At 32.6% G+C, this 15,451-nt stretch carries 15 protein-coding genes; all 15 read right to left on the bottom strand.

Features of this window, described 5'->3' with window-relative positions; genetic code table 11:
* Positions 1–265: 265 nt before the first annotated feature.
* On the bottom strand, positions 266–2,533 hold the full coding sequence (locus E0K96_RS11710) for a glycoside hydrolase domain-containing protein (RefSeq protein ID WP_087359032.1): 2,268 nt from the start codon (positions 2,531–2,533) through the stop codon (positions 266–268).
* Positions 2,534–2,641: 108 nt separating this feature from the next.
* Positions 2,642–3,490 carry a GH25 family lysozyme gene (locus E0K96_RS11705; protein ID WP_087359034.1) on the bottom strand — a complete coding sequence of 283 codons (849 nt, stop codon included), beginning with the start codon at positions 3,488–3,490 and terminating at the stop codon, positions 2,642–2,644.
* Positions 3,483–3,935 carry a phage holin family protein gene (locus tag E0K96_RS11700; RefSeq protein WP_338037076.1) on the bottom strand — a complete coding sequence of 151 codons (453 nt, stop codon included), beginning with the start codon at positions 3,933–3,935 and terminating at the stop codon, positions 3,483–3,485. The genes E0K96_RS11705 and E0K96_RS11700 overlap by 8 nt, the downstream gene beginning before the upstream one ends.
* The gene (locus tag E0K96_RS11695) at positions 3,929–4,273 is read right to left on the bottom strand and encodes a hypothetical protein (RefSeq protein WP_087359036.1); all 345 of its coding nucleotides are present in this window, start codon (positions 4,271–4,273) and stop codon (positions 3,929–3,931) included. The genes E0K96_RS11700 and E0K96_RS11695 overlap by 7 nt, the downstream gene beginning before the upstream one ends.
* 562 nt (positions 4,274–4,835) lie before the next feature.
* Positions 4,836–6,458: a lysozyme family protein gene (locus tag E0K96_RS11690; protein ID WP_087359038.1), complete on the bottom strand. Its 1,623-nt coding sequence runs from the start codon at positions 6,456–6,458 to the stop codon at positions 4,836–4,838.
* A gap of 37 nt (positions 6,459–6,495) precedes the next feature.
* Complete coding sequence (locus E0K96_RS11685) at positions 6,496–8,859, bottom strand: VirB4-like conjugal transfer ATPase, CD1110 family (protein ID WP_087359040.1); 2,364 nt, start codon at positions 8,857–8,859, stop codon at positions 6,496–6,498.
* Complete coding sequence (locus E0K96_RS11680) at positions 8,822–9,217, bottom strand: PrgI family protein (protein WP_087304903.1); 396 nt, start codon at positions 9,215–9,217, stop codon at positions 8,822–8,824. The genes E0K96_RS11685 and E0K96_RS11680 overlap by 38 nt, the downstream gene beginning before the upstream one ends.
* Positions 9,208–9,423, bottom strand: coding sequence for a hypothetical protein (locus E0K96_RS11675; protein WP_087359042.1), 216 nt, complete (start codon positions 9,421–9,423; stop codon positions 9,208–9,210). Before E0K96_RS11675 ends, E0K96_RS11680 begins: the two co-directional genes overlap by 10 nt.
* Before the next feature lie 60 nt (positions 9,424–9,483).
* A complete protein-coding gene (locus tag E0K96_RS11670; RefSeq protein ID WP_087304916.1) occupies positions 9,484–10,356 on the bottom strand; it encodes a M23 family metallopeptidase in 873 nt (290 codons plus the stop codon).
* A gap of 141 nt (positions 10,357–10,497) precedes the next feature.
* Entirely contained in the window at positions 10,498–10,860 is a 363-nt protein-coding gene (locus E0K96_RS11665) for a helix-turn-helix domain-containing protein (RefSeq protein WP_087359045.1), read from the bottom strand.
* A gap of 165 nt (positions 10,861–11,025) precedes the next feature.
* Positions 11,026–11,364 carry a hypothetical protein gene (locus E0K96_RS11660; RefSeq protein ID WP_206080737.1) on the bottom strand — a complete coding sequence of 113 codons (339 nt, stop codon included), beginning with the start codon at positions 11,362–11,364 and terminating at the stop codon, positions 11,026–11,028.
* 90 nt (positions 11,365–11,454) lie between these two features.
* Entirely contained in the window at positions 11,455–12,228 is a 774-nt protein-coding gene (locus E0K96_RS11655) for a DUF6674 family protein (protein WP_087359049.1), read from the bottom strand.
* Positions 12,229–12,354: 126 nt separating this feature from the next.
* Positions 12,355–13,185, bottom strand: coding sequence for a VirB6/TrbL-like conjugal transfer protein, CD1112 family (locus E0K96_RS11650; protein ID WP_168083350.1), 831 nt, complete (start codon positions 13,183–13,185; stop codon positions 12,355–12,357).
* Between the two features lie 35 nt (positions 13,186–13,220).
* A complete protein-coding gene (locus E0K96_RS11645) occupies positions 13,221–13,529 on the bottom strand; it encodes a glutamyl-tRNA amidotransferase (RefSeq protein WP_087359053.1) in 309 nt (102 codons plus the stop codon).
* 14 nt (positions 13,530–13,543) lie between these two features.
* Positions 13,544–15,313, bottom strand: a complete 1,770-nt coding sequence (locus E0K96_RS11640) for a VirD4-like conjugal transfer protein, CD1115 family (protein ID WP_087359054.1) — start codon at positions 15,311–15,313, stop codon at positions 13,544–13,546.
* Between the last annotated feature and the right edge of the window lie 138 nt (positions 15,314–15,451).

The following is a 15,451-nucleotide window of genomic DNA, read 5'->3' as shown; positions in this document are numbered from 1 at the left end:
AAGTTTGGTTTTAGAATACTAAAAATATCTTATCATAAATTTATATAACTATCGCAATTTTTTGTAAACTTTTTTTGTTTTAATATATAAAAGTTATATTTAAAATGCAAAATAATTTTTTGATAAACAATTCAAGATCCTTTTTTTAGAAAAATATAGTCATCAATAGCTTTGCTAAAGATGACCATATTCATGAGGATATATTTTTTTATTTATATCAATGTTTTTGCATGATATTAATTTTTAAAAATATGATGCTATAAGTTTATACTCCGCCTGCTGCTGCTTGACTCAAGACACCGATTGTTATTAAATATTGTACAACTAAGGCTTGTCCTCCAGGCGTAAAAGCTAGTGCCATTAGTCCAATAATTGTCGCAGCTGTTAATCCAAAAGCAAGCAATTCTTCAACATTAATTTCAAAATTATATTCTGGTTCATAAGTTGGAATAAGTTCAAAACTAATTTCCACAGTAATTTCTTCATCTAATTCATCTGAATCAGGCAAAATATCTTCTGATGTAATAATAAAAGTTAATTTTGGAAATGCTGAAGTTAAATCAACTTTTACTCCTATTTTTCCTGATGTAATTGATACTGCTACTTCTTTTAAATCATCAATTGTAGAGTTAATTATATCAATACCTTCAAAATCACCTAATTCTATACCACTAATTAATCCTTCAATTTCTGCTTCACAAGATGCGGTTAATTTTCCGGTATTGTCAACATCAATTGTAATTGGATTACCATCAAAATTAGTTGCTAGTGTATCTGACACTTCTGCTGTTACTCTGACAGTTAATCCATTTAGTGAAATAGTATCTAATAAAAATTCTTGGTTATAAGTAAGGCTTGCATTACTAACTACATCTAAATATCCTAATGGTTCAAGTACATTATAGACAAACTGATCTCTTTGAATTTCAACCATATTTTCAGAATTGGATTCTGCTAATTGATCAGGTGTTAAATATGGTACTTCATCAAAATTAGAAATTCCTGTATCTCGTCCGGAATATCCTACTTTATCTAAGTCAAACGAAGGTGTTGAATTGAATTGTTCGTTTCCTTTCAATTCATAAAACTGATCAAAAGCCCAGTTTTCTGGAATCGGATAACCTAAATTACAGCTATATCCACTAGACATATCTGCAACAAATGAGTATTTGGCTAATCCTAAATCACTGATGTAAGAACAGATGTATCTTGGAGCATAAATACCAATCTTATAATTCTTGCTATTTGTTGAACTCTTAAAAACTAGGTTTAATTTTTTAAAGTAAGGAACAATAAATGATGTCATTTGATAGCTGTAACAGTCAAAGTCTACTGCAAAGTAGATAACAGTACCTTCTGGAACTCCAATTCGTTTTGCTGCAGAAATTGCAGTATGTGCATCAACCGTTCCTTGTTTTAAATCTTGAAAATAACTTAATTGGTAACCTCCGTCTTGATAGATAGGGAATACTCTTAAACCTGCATTTTTAATATTTTCAATTTCTTCAAAAGTAATGAATTTTCTTCTTGATCCAGCCACTGTCCCAGTTAAATATCTTCCAACAACCTGATAACCGGCTGATTTTAAATCTTGAGCCTGTTGACTATTTAATACAGTTGAACAGTCACACGCTTTTGCAGTTCTGTTTGTATCACCTTTACTTGTTAAAAGTGATTTCATTGTTGAGCAATTTACTTCTCCTGAAGTGACTAATCCAATACCTGTTAATGCATAGAATTCTTGGAACGCAGCTACTTGAGATTTTGTAGTACTATCAAAATTCCCATCAAATCTTCCAGGATCATAACCGTTTAGGTACAATCCGTATTGAACTAATTTATTGTACTTGACATACTCTCCATTTTGACCTTGTTTTAATACAGTAGGGAAATTAGCTGTTGTCTGATCTCCGAAATTAGTTCCATCTAAACTACCAATAAAATCTGTATAAATTCCTTCGGCAGCTTGTAGTGCAGCAATAAGTGCATAGGCAGTAAATCGTGAAACAACGCCATCACAAGGTCCAACACCGATAATATCTGACCAGTCAGCATTTAACTGTTGCTGAATTTGAACGATTTTATCTTTTCCACCACTAGTTTTATTAAACCAGTTCAATGAAACAAGTCCCATCCATACTTTCCAGTCGATAATTCCAGTTACTTCAATGTTTGCATCATCTTGAAATTCTCTTACTGCATTTACACCTGTTGTATAATAAACTCCAGTAATTCCTCCTGCATTATATCCTTTTGCAAATAATGCACACTGTAAAATACATACATTTGGAATTCCTTCATCATCAGCATTCATCTTAGAAATTGGATCTAATGATCTCATTTTAGACAATGTTAAATCACCAACATTTCCAGTTACTGGAGAAATGCCATTTTCAATCTGGAATGCTCTGATAATTCCTTGACATAGAAGTGTTCCTGTTAGTCCATCTTCTTCCAATTTAACCCATTCACTTCTATGTCCATACATATTGTTTAAATATTTTTGTGCTTTTAAAATGTTAGCATCTGCCATTTTTCTTTTCCTCCTGTTTTTCTATTTTGTAGAATTTATACCGGTATGTTTTCTACATTTAAATAATACATCTACCGGAGAACACAATTGTGCTTTTTTTAATTCTCATTAATATAAATTGCTTGATGATATAGCTCCAGTGACTTTTCCGTTTACCCCAATTACTACTCTATCCCCATTGATTTGAATGATTTCATATTCATTATTGAATACAAAACTTGCAATTGATTGCCCATCGTACCATTTTGAATCTGCTTTTACCTTTACTTTATCGCCAACGTGAAATGATTTGTTTTCACTTATTTGGTTATCTTTGACAAATGTATTTATCAGACCGTGATCATAACTGCAATCAAGATTACTTGAACTAATTCCTTCAATATTTTTTAATACACCGTTTTTAGCATTAGAAGTAAACTGATGCAATAAAACATGATTGAAAGGATTATACTGCAATTCATTGTTCCAGGTGTTATAGCCATTATTGTTCCCATAGTTTGCTAACCATAAAGTCCAGGCTGAAAATCCATCATTTGTGAGCTTGGTTTTAAACCAATTTTGGTTGGCATAAATACCAACTGAATATCCCGCATTTTCAATGGCATCACAAAATACTTTAGCTATTTTATAATACATATCATTGCTTAGATTGCCTTGATAATCTGAGAACTCAAGATCATAGTAAATAACATTTACCTGGTACTTTTGACACGCTTTTAGTGCTAAATTTGCTTCTTTTTTTGCTTCTTCTTCATTTCTTGCATAGCAGAAATGATAAGCAAATAGTGGAATATTCAATTCATTAGCCTGTTTTGCATTATTGTCCCACTGTTTATCGATATTCGATGAACTCCATCCATAAGAGCATCTAGCAACAACTCCTGCAATATATTTCTTTGCCTTGCTTAAATCTACTGTTCCATTATGATAAGAAATATCAATAATATAATTACTCATTTTCTTCACCGATACTTTCTATATTTTTAGAAGCAGTTTCTAAACCTTTGATAAGTATTTGAGGAACTTTACATCCTGCATCTACTAGATTTTCAAGGATACTTCTACATTCATTGATGATCAGAGAAGCAAGAACAAACCATCCAAGAAAAATCGTTACAGATAAATCTATACTGATGATTTTTCCTAATTCCTGAAATCCCACAGGAATTAAGAAAGCAATCAATATCATTATCCAATATCCCATTTTTCTAATAATTCCTATCAATGCTACTGATGAGCTTTCTTGATTATTGATTCTTGCTTTTGCCCATCCAGTTAATGTATCGATAATATTCAGTAAAAGATACAGTAAAAATAGAATCCAGTGTTCTCCAAAAAGGGATGTAACGATTGTTAAAATAATAGAATATAACCATTGCATATATTCTGACATCTTTAACATTTATGAATCTCCTGTAAACTTAATTTATTGAGTATATTTTTATATTTTCTAATAACAGAGCTATGATTTGCATAACCAAGCTGAATTGCAATAAAATCAAAGGTCTTTTTATCGATAATTCTTTTCTGAATAATTTCTGCTTCATCTGGCAATAAGGTATTTATCCAAGAATGAACAATATCAATAATATATGAATAATAATGATAGCAATTCTTTTCAAAGTTTGTAGCATTACTTTCACCATTGATTAATTGTTTTCTTTCCAAATCATTCAAATGTACTTTTGCAATAGAGTATAAATTTAGAGTAAGTTCAATTTCTTCACGAGAATAAAACATTCTATCACTTACCCTTCTTTTAGTAATTTGTAAAACGTTTTACAAATAAGATAATATATGTATTCTTAAGCACAATTGTGCCTTTTATAGTGTGGTTTGTTTACAAATTACGATAGTTTATTTCCTATGGGTAATCATTATAGAGAGAGTAAATATGAATTCTACAAACTTATCTATAATATGAAAATTTACTGAAATTTTGACGATAGAATCACATTTTGTTTTGTCGATTTTTAAGTGATAATGTAATATTATGAACATTATTGTCATAAATTATCTTTTGCGATTTTTTAAAGTTTTTAAGTATATAATGTTTATAAAAAAATAATAAAAGGACATGTTTTGAATGCCCTTTTATAAATTCAAGCATGATTAATGACTATTTTAAGTGATAATTAAGCTGGTTGTTTTTTATAACTGGTTAGAAGTTAATAGTAATTAAATGTAAAAGAATAAATACAATGATGGAATTTATACTACAGTAGATTTATTAGTCAATTTTAAGGGTTGTAAAATTTTATTTAGTTGATTTTTTGATTGTTTTTTATTTTATTTATATTAATTATTTGGGCACTGCAAATACTACTCCTTTGCATTTGGTGCGAAATTGGTCTAATGAGTAGGTTGCAGTATGCCAATCTTTTTTTGCATCTGCAAATGTATTGGTCACTCCATCTAGATTTCCTTCTTGAATTGTTATATTCTTTCCATTCCAACCAATAACTATTCCAACATGATTTCTTCCAACACATGAGAATACGGCACCGACTGCTGGTTCATTGGATTTTATAAACTTATCTGGATGTGCCTGTAACAATTGATCAACACATTTCCAACCATCACCAATAAATCCGGGAGAATATCCATAGATTTCATAGAAACGTCCCCAAGCAAACCAAGTGCATTGGCCATAAAGATTTGCTCTTGAATATGGATTGTTGCTACCCCATGCATCCATATTATCAAAATTAGGTTGTTCTCGGTAATTCCCGAATCCTAGCGATACATATCGCATGACATGTTCTACATAATTTGGGTCGCCATAGACATCAGTACCTAGTTCAGCTTTTTTCTGATCTGAGAATACTTTAGCATTGGCTTTAGAATATCCTCCAAAGTTTTTAACTGCCCAGTCTATATAACCATTACCGTAGTTGTAGCCCTGTAAAGCTAAAAAGATATGTTCATTATCAAAGCTGTCCTTGACTTGAGCTGATTTAAAGCAGTCTGACAGATAGTGTATACCTACATCAATGGAGTACTCTGGTTCCTGTATGGCATTAGGCTTATTTGGATACTTTGTATTGTAGGGACATTCTGAACTTTGCATGGGATCAGTTCCTTTTCCACCAGATTCCTGCATCATGACTGCCTGTATGATTGGAATATAATCTTCCATTTCATATTGCTTAGCATATTTTTCTATTGTATCAGTGTAAGCCAATACTTCTGCACTTAGTGGAGCATTTGTAGAGCTAACAGATGAATTATCAGATAGGGCTGCAAAAACACCAATAAAAAGAAGGAGTACAAGTAATAATATGAGAGATATTCCAGCACCTATTAAATTGGAAACACTGAGTGCTGTTCTTCTGATGAATGTAAGAGAACCTTTTAGGGTTTTCATGGCTGATTGAGTGCCTTTTTTGATACGATTGCTTTTTTTTGAAGAATCTTTTATCTGTTTATAATTTTTTAATTTAACAAAACTTTTTATCTTATGTTGATAAGTCTTTTGATTAGCTGTTTCTTTTTTGATAGCAATATTTTTATTTTTAATTGGCAAAGACTTTGAATATTTTTTTATTTTTAAATCTTTTTGTACAGTTTTTCTTTTGTTAAGAGTATTGTTTTCAGATACTGCTTTATCTGATTTATGCTGAGAAGAAGATGATGGGGTAGGGGTATAAACATTTTGATTCTGCCTTTCAATAATCTTATTCTTTTTTCTTTTGACATATTGTTTTTTTGCATTTTTTATTGATTGTTCTTTAACATTGTTTATAGCTTTTTTACCATTTTTAGATACATGATCAACAGCATATGTGTTCTGTGTCTCTTTTTCATCAGTATTACTATTTTCTTTTGAGTGTATAGTAATATTTTTAATATGCTTTCTTACATCCACAATTTTGTCTTTGCTTTTAATTTCCATGTTTTCTGTTTTTTTCTTGATTTCATTCATGATGTTATCAACTCCTTTCTATAAAAAGATGAAAGGACTACCTTTTAAGCAGTCCCTGTTGAATAAGTTTTTCTTTTCTATCATTTGGATTGGTTGTATTAGTTTGATACATAAACGTATGTTTTGGTATTTTGTTGATGAATGGAACTAGATTTGGACCATGTTTGATAAGTCCTGAACCTGGTTGAGAATTGGTGATAAAACTCATCTGTTCATCACTGATTTTTAATAATTTAGCAAGCTGTTCTCTATCTTTGGCTGCCTGATTCAGCATGACGATAAATTCAGTATTGGATAGAATCGAACGTGCTTCTTCATCTTTCAACAGATATTCTACATTTTGTGTGATTCCTGTTGGAAATGCATCTCTTTTACGGAACTGACGCCATGCAGAGTTGAAAAAGGTTGCACTTTCAGGGTTACTGTAGACCACATGGAATTCATCTAAGAAGATATGTGTTCTTTTCCCATTCTTCCAGTTTTCATTGACTCTGTTGATGATCTGATCCGTGATAACGAGTAGTCCCATCGTCTTCATGTTCTTATCGAGTTTATGAATATTGTAGGAAATAACACGACTCTTTGTATTCACATTTGTGTGATGAGCAAACAAATCCATGGAACCTATCGTGAATAGCTCCATTTTAAGTGCTAAGGATTTAGCCTGTGGTTCTGGCTGTTGAATCAGCGTTTCTCTTAATGTCTTTAAGGTTGGCATAACACCAGTTTTCTCAAAATCTTGATAAACGATATTGATACATCTATCCAGAATACTTCGTTCTTCTAATGAAACAGTACCACGATTAGCACTTTCTATTAGTGATAGGATAAATTGGGCCTTATCCTTATAAGGATCTCCAGAGTCACCATAACCGAGTGTTATATCCATAGCATTGATATAGTCCTTACCACCGGCATAGATTTCTATGATTTCACCACCAAATTCCTGCATGATGATATCATATTCCCCCTCTGGATCACAGATAAGGATATCATCATCAGTTGAAGCCATAGCTAGTTCTATTTCCTGTTTGACTAGGAAAGACTTTCCTGCACCTGGAACACCGAGGACAAAAGCGTTAGGGTTTTTTAAATTTTCCTTGTTGCAGATGATCATATTGTTAGTGATTGCATTGTTACCGTACCAGATACCGCCTTTTTCCATAATCTCCTGCGCTCTAAAAGGCATAAAAGCTGCAACGCTTTCCGTCAAAAGAGTACGAACCATCGTATCAAGACGATTGATACCAATAGGAAGCGTTGTGACAAGTCCATCCAATTGCCTGCTTGCAAAGAATAGGGGAGTTAATTCACAGACATTGGAACGGGCTATAGATTTCAAGACTTCAGTATCAGCATCCAATTCTTCTAATGAATCTGCTAAATGAACGATAGTGATATTAACTAGCATCATTTTTTCATCTCTTACGGTTAAATCATCTAAAAATTCCTTGATTTCCTCCTGCTGCTTTTCCATATCGTAGGGGATACTTCCTGCAAAGTTATTATTTGCAGCCTGTTTACGAGAATAATTAGCAATATTGGTTGCAATACCCAGTAATCTGTTTTCTGTTTCTGTCACTGCTTCATCTGTTGGTATGGAGATGATGTCCATTGAATACATGAGATTCTTATTGATAGAACATAAGTCAGCAACGATTTTGTCCTTTAAGAATTGTGGATATTTGGAAATGTATAATACTCGACCATATTTATCACCTAATTGGAAATACTTATTTTTAAATACAGGTGCTCTTGGGCAGATGTCATCCTTGAATGAGCGACCATTTTTTGCGTTGTATGATAAGTCAAAATCAAAATATTCTTCTTCACCATTTCTGTAAAAATCATGAAGTATCTTTAATCTTTCATTTAGGTTCAGTTCAATCAATGCTGAACCTAAACGTGAAAAATGAGAAGAAAGATCATTGAACAGTCTTGAAAAGAATATTCTGGCATCTGTTACATCTTTTTTATAGCAGGTAACTGTAATGTATTTTTCCTGTATGATGTTTTCACATCTTGCCATGTTTTCTAGAAGCATCTGGTTATATTCTCTTATAAATCGGTCATATCTTTCATCATTTTTGAGCTTTAATAATACATCATCCTTGAACTGGGCAAGATCAATTTTATGGTTATTGATTGTAATCTTAACTGTAACCGTAGAATCAAATGAGTTTAGAATATCTTTATAGTTCTTGATGATATTTTCTTTGCTTTCTTCTGATGCAATCGAATAGTTGATATCAACAAAACGATATGTCTTTGAATAACGTGTTCCCAGGCGAAAGATACCGTCTTCATAGACAGTGTCAATAGGAATTGTCTGTTGTGCAGTTCTTGGAACATGAATTTTTTCTTTATTTTGTTTTCTTATTTTTGCGTAGCTTTTTAACATTCTTTTTCACACCTTCCTTTTGTTTTCTATCAATATAGTCTTTCATGATCTCGTAATAGAGATTATATGGCTGATCAATAAGATTTGTGTATTGTAAAATCAGTGAGCGAATGCTGGTCATGAAAATCTGTTCAGCGTTCATGCCCTGATAGTTAATAAATCCTAAAGCAGCAAATGGGGCAGCCCCCAGCATACAGCACCAGCTTGTCATTTCCATTCCTAGATGATCTATAAATAGAAAGTAGATTGCTACTGCAACGATACAGGCTAGTACAGAAAAAAAGCATTGTCTAAGGTTGAGTCCGAAGGCAATGCTTTCTGTATAGTTTCTTATTTCTTTGTTTACTTTTATTTCCATTCAATCATTCCTTTCTTTAATAATTTTTTTAACTGTTTAAATTGAATTTTGAATACATAATAAGAAAAATCTTCAAGTTGCTTATCTGAATAGATACTAAGATTCATCTTTTTCATTTCTAAAAGAACACGATGTTTATAATAGGGCATATCTGAGATATATGAAACATTTATTCTAGACTGCATATCTGAAAAAATATCATTCATCTATATTCCTCCATTCAGTGAAATTAAAAAGGCAGTTAATCATAAAAACTAACTACCTCACTATTTTTTATTTTCTACTATATGACCTCTTGCTATATATGGACTCGTTTTACATGTGGTATGGTTTATAATGTCAGCGAAACATATGGGTAAGCTTGCTGATAAAAGAAAACTCTTTCCTTGCTGTATCTGAAAATGTATATGTGGTTCACTTGTATTTCCACTATTACCACAACAGGCTATCTGTTGTCCTCTTTGAACGTGGTCACCTACTTTGACATAGAAGCTATCTTTTTTAATATGAGCTATTGTACTGTATTCATGTTCTGAATGTTTAATAACGATATAATTTCCTCGTATGTCTGAGGCACTGCAGAGTGCTTCTGGTTCATCGGAGATGGGTGTATCATTGAAAAGATTCTTGATTTCAACAACTATTCCATCAGCAGGGGCTAAAATGGGTTTTCCATAGCAGTAGTAATCTGTTACAGACTTTCCGCTATCACAGAAAGTTTTACCGTTTATTTCGATATAAAAATCATAGGCGTATCTCTGATTGCAGATATTCCATGAATGCGAGGTTTCTCTATCGACTCCTCCGTTTGCAACATTCCAGCTGCCTTGAAATGGCAGGCTGTATAAAATCTTTGGTTCATAGCTTTTTGCATTAGGAAGGCGGAATCTATTTCGTAAATAAATAATTGGTATGCCGATCAGCATGCCTAGATTTTGAAACAGAAATTTAATGTCGCTTACTGTTTCATTAGTATCTTTCATTCTAAGAACAATAATAATTGATAAAACAAAGTCGACTAATGCAAGCAAAAAGAATAGATAAAATAATTCTAGTGAAGGAATATCAAGAAATGAGCCTACAAAACCTAATAATCCAAGCCAATACAGTTTCTTAATAACTTTTATAAAAGTTTTCATCAGCATTCCTTCCTTCTTTGAATTTTCTTGTAAATAATTATATTGTACTTGCCAGATTTAATCAATCTTATTCATATTTTTGGATATAGAAAAGAGGTTGATCGAAATCAACCTCTTGTAAAAAGCAAATACTATACGTAATTACTTTACAAAAAATACACCATACAGAACGATAATAGCAAAGAAAATCAATACCATTGCTCCAAAAACAAAGAACGCACTGATAAATTTTTTGGCACTGTTCATATCATCATATATTGATGATAGTTTTTCGTTATTGATATTCTTGTTTCTTACTTCTTCTACATCAATATCCTTGACTAGCTCATCTAGTGTCAAACCAAAATAATCACTAAGAAGCACAAGGCGTTGAAAGTCTGGATATGATTGGCACGATTCCCATTTGGAAATTGTTTGACGGGATACATGCAGTTCTGCACCTAATTCTTCTTGTGATAAGCCTTTAGATTTTCTCAAATTAATTAGTTTTTCATTGAAATTCATATATTAATTCTCCTTTAAGTTAAATTCATTTGCGATCGCGAATTTAGTATTGCAGATATATAGATTTTCTTCAACCAACCATTATTGGAAATCTGTCAACTGTTGATAACATGGCTTATTTCCATAAAATCATGCAGAATTTCTAATATCTATTGGCATTGATTTTTATATAGAATCAGAAATATGATCTGTATTAGAACTATTTGTCTGATTTATCTTTTTTGTTAGTTTATTGATTAGTTTGGTTTTTTTCTTGATATACTGATATCGAATTTCTTTATAGGGTATCCAGATTTCAGCTTCAATAATTCTATCATAGATGGCGTCAACAACAATGCTGCATTGCTTACCATAAGGCATTTTATGCTTATTCATATAGTAATGTAATGTTTCTTCATACATCCAATTATATATTTTTTCTCTCTGTTTCGTCTTTAACTGAGAGAATCTTTTATCAGTTTGAAGTAGTTTTCCATTGACTATTTTATGATTTTTTCTTGACATGATGTAGCCTCCAGTAATAAAAAGATTTATATATAGTATAGCATATGAAAAAATATCAAGAATAGCAGAATGTTTAAATATCTCAGTAAATCATCTTTCTTTTTGAACTGTTTTATTGATTTCTTTTTTATCGACTTTTGTTTTCTTTATATCATTCAGAGCTTTTTTTACAGAAGTTTTTTTTGACGTGATTCTTGATGTTAGCTCTTGTTCTTGCTTTTCTATTTTCTTGATGTTTTCTTTTGTTTTTGCAGATAAATAAGTCATTTTTTCCATGACCTTGAAAAGCCCACTTTGTGTTAGACTGATAACTCCTTTATCATGATTTCTTCTTTTGACTTCCACTGGATTTTTTCCAACGATGATACGACGGATATTCTTGAAATGATTATTGACTTGATGAATCTCATTTCCTAATCGTGTGAGTGTATCTATTGATTTATCAGCAGATTGCTGAATCTTGTCAAAACATTGCTGACATTTTTGTAGCAATCCTTTAACATTTAAGGCTTTCATAGTTGAAACTAAAGCGTCTTTTCCTTTTGATTTGAATTCTTTGATACCATGTTCAATAGTGGTTTTGATGAATTCTTTAGTCTTGATGATATTATCTTTAGCAAGATTGACTTTATCAGTCACGTTATCTACAGCACGAAGTGCAGTTGCTTTTAATGTCTTTTGTTGAATTGTTCCTAATTCCATTCTTACATTGTGAAGTTCATTAAGCACAGCATCTAGCTGTTTTTCTGTTGTATCGACATAATCGATAATGAATTCTAATTGCTTTTTTTCGTTATTCATTCCCTGATATTCCAGCAGTTCGATAAATTCTTTGATATTTTCGTAATCTTTTAATGATTTCATTGTTGTTAGCTCCTTTCTTTCAATAGAAAAACCAGCCTTGTAAAAAAGACTGGTTAAAAAATATAACTATTTTGATTTTATATAATGAGTTGTTAAATTCTATAGTAAACTTGTCAATTTTCTAGATTACAGTCCCATCATATCTTTTACAACACGGTCAGACATCTTGACAGTGCCTACCAGCACGAGCATATTAAATATGATTTCACCTACATAGCTCCATACCATGCTTACAGCACTTGCCTCTGGATCAATGACCGGTGGACTTCCTGCAAATTTTGTAAATATGATGCAGGACAGTATGATGATTGCCCCTTCCAGACACACACCAGCATATGACCTTAGAAATGAGTAACATACACTTTGTGTAGATTCTCCAGCAGCTGCAGAAAAAGGAATAGGGGAGATAGCTGTATACATATACAATTTAAAGAAGCGACTGTATACTGTTAGTATCATAATGAAAGACAATATAGTAATAAATATACTTCCCAGCAGAGTTACTGCCCATAAAGGTATGCTTTCTAAAAAACCAACATCCTCGATTGCTGTAATGATTGTATCTGGCAGTACGGTTTCAGTTGCAGTGCCAACACCTACAGTTGTCATGATAGTACTTGTAATTCCCTGTATTATGTCAAAGATTGCTAACATGAATTCCATACCATATACCACAAGACCACGAGCTATGGCAAAACGAATGAATAATTTTGCAGCTTGTTCTGGTCTTTTGATGTCCTGGAAGCTTGTACAGGTTTTAACTAAACCAAATACGAAAAATAAGACAAGCAGAGCCAATCCAATGGCAATGAGTGCATTATGGATTGTTGTTATGGATTGCCATATGCCACCACCTTTGAAATTTTGTGGGGATTGGGTGAGAAGCAGCCATATTTCAGCTAACTTTTCATTCCAAGTGTTGATTGCATTAGTGAGATTGTCGAGGATTCCACCCATTTGTTTTCACCTCACTTTTTGTATTATTAAAATGCTTAACCACCGACAATCAGATTTAATATTTCTTTTGCAAAGGTAATGACGATTCCGCCTGCGACAGTCAAAAATCCATTAGCCCTTTGGCTGGGATCATGGCTTTTTAAGGATAAACCAATCTGAACAACACCAAAGCCAAGCAGAATCATCCCAATCGCACGAATAAGACTGAAGATAAAATCACTTAGATTATTGACTACAGCAATTGGGTCACCTGCTGCATGTACATGAAGTACATTGAAGTTCACTAAAAGTGCAAATACTGCATAGATTATTAATAATTTCTTTGTTTTTTTGTTTAATTTCATTTATAAAATCTCCTTTACTGTTTTTCTTGTTCCTTGAAATATTCTTCAAGGTCTTCTTCGCTTAAGAGTTCATATTCATTATCAGTAAGAACAATATTCTGCCAGTCATCAATGGTATGCCTAATCTCGTTATGGTAGTAAGTAATACCACTTCCGTCTTTGGTATATTTGACATTAGGATGCTTGAGAATATCGTATTTTTTATCCATAATAGGCAGTTCACCTCTTATGAATAGAAGGGCATAATCATTGTTGAGCAGACGGACTTCATCTGCTGTTAGAAGTTCACGACCTGCTTGCTGATAGTTGGTAGAGTAGCTTCCACTTTTTCCACTTGATTTACCATAGGTGTTTGTATCCAGTGTTTCTTTACCTAAATATTCACTCATGAATTTATGCGTCGACTGTTCGTTTCCACCTAGATAATAGAGTTCATCACAGTTTCCAACGATTGATTCCCATGCATCTTTATAGAGAGCCTTTATCTGTGCTAAGTTCTGTATAATGATAGATACAAAAATCTGTCGTGAACGCATGGTAGCAAGTAGTTTATCAAATTCATCTGGCAAAGCTACATTGGCAAACTCGTCCATAACAAAATGTACAGGAATTTGAAGTTCGCCATTATGGAGAATATCGGCACTGTAATACAACATTTGAAAAAGTTGAGTATAAAGCATTCCAATTAGAAAATTAAATGTTGAATCATTGTCGGGAATGACTGCAAACAATGCTGTTTTTCTTTCACCCATTTTTTCAAGCTCTAGTTCATCATGACAGGTTAGCGAAGCAATGCTTTCAAGATTAAAAGCTGCCAGACGTACACCAACAGAAATCAGAATTGACTTTGCAGTTTTTCCAGCAGCTTGTTTATAGATCTTATATTGTTTAACAGCTAGACTTTCTGGCTTAACTTTTTCTAAATCATAGAATAAATAATCGAGAGGACTCATATAATCTTCATCATCTTCCTTTGGATCAGCTGCAACAATCATTTCCATAATCATGGAAAAGTTTTGTTCATCTTCAGGAGCTTCATTAAGCAGATAAAGACATAAAGCTTCAAGAAGAGCAGTTTCCGATTTTTCCCAAAAGGGGTCAGTCGATTGGGAATTCTTAGGAGTTGTATTTCTAATAAGATTTGTTATCAGCTTAAGAACATCTTTATCATCTTTGATATAGGTAAATGGATTGTATCCATGCGATCTATTCATATTGATGAGATCAATGACTCTGATAATATATCCTTCCTTTTCAAGCAGTGCTCCTGTATCACGAAGTATCTCGCCTTTAGGATCAAGAATTACATAGGATGTGTTGCACTGCATGATATTGGGCTTACCATAGAAACGTGTTTTCCCAGCTCCTGATCCACCGATGACAAGGGTATTGAGGTTCCTTCTATGTTTTTTTCCATTCAAACCTATATAGACGTTTTGACTAAGTATTTTATTTTGTGACATATCCTTATCTGCATATTTTTTATTTATGGTCTTGGGATTTGCCCATTTTGCAGAACCATATTCCTCCTGTCTGCGATAGTTTCTGCGAGTTGAATAATAAATACCAATTCCGATGACATAAATCAGCAAAAAGATGAATATGGTTTTGAATGTATCCTTGCACCAATGAAAAGAGAAAGGGTGATTGATGGCATTGCTTAAATAAGGCAATGCACCAATCAGACCTTTATCCATGTAAGGTGCAATAAGGACTGCTAGCCAGATGACAGGAATAATAAAAAATCCTATGAGAATATAGTCGGTTGTTCTATCGTTCTTCATAGGCTCTTTTCCTTTTTATTGGAACTGCATCACATGATTTAATGATAAGATCATCAATGAAATCGTAATTCTTATCTTCCTTGATTTGCTTTTCTTTTAGAAGAGTCAGTGCCTTGATGAGTATTCTTCGTTCCATAT

The sequence above is a fragment of the Massilimicrobiota sp. SW1139 genome, from assembly GCF_012027715.1.
In the GTDB taxonomy this organism is placed as follows: domain Bacteria; phylum Bacillota_I; class Bacilli_A; order Erysipelotrichales; family Coprobacillaceae; genus Allocoprobacillus; species Allocoprobacillus merdigallinarum.
The sequence above is the reverse complement of the archived record's forward strand: the minus strand, read 5'-3'. Positions and strand labels throughout refer to the sequence as shown.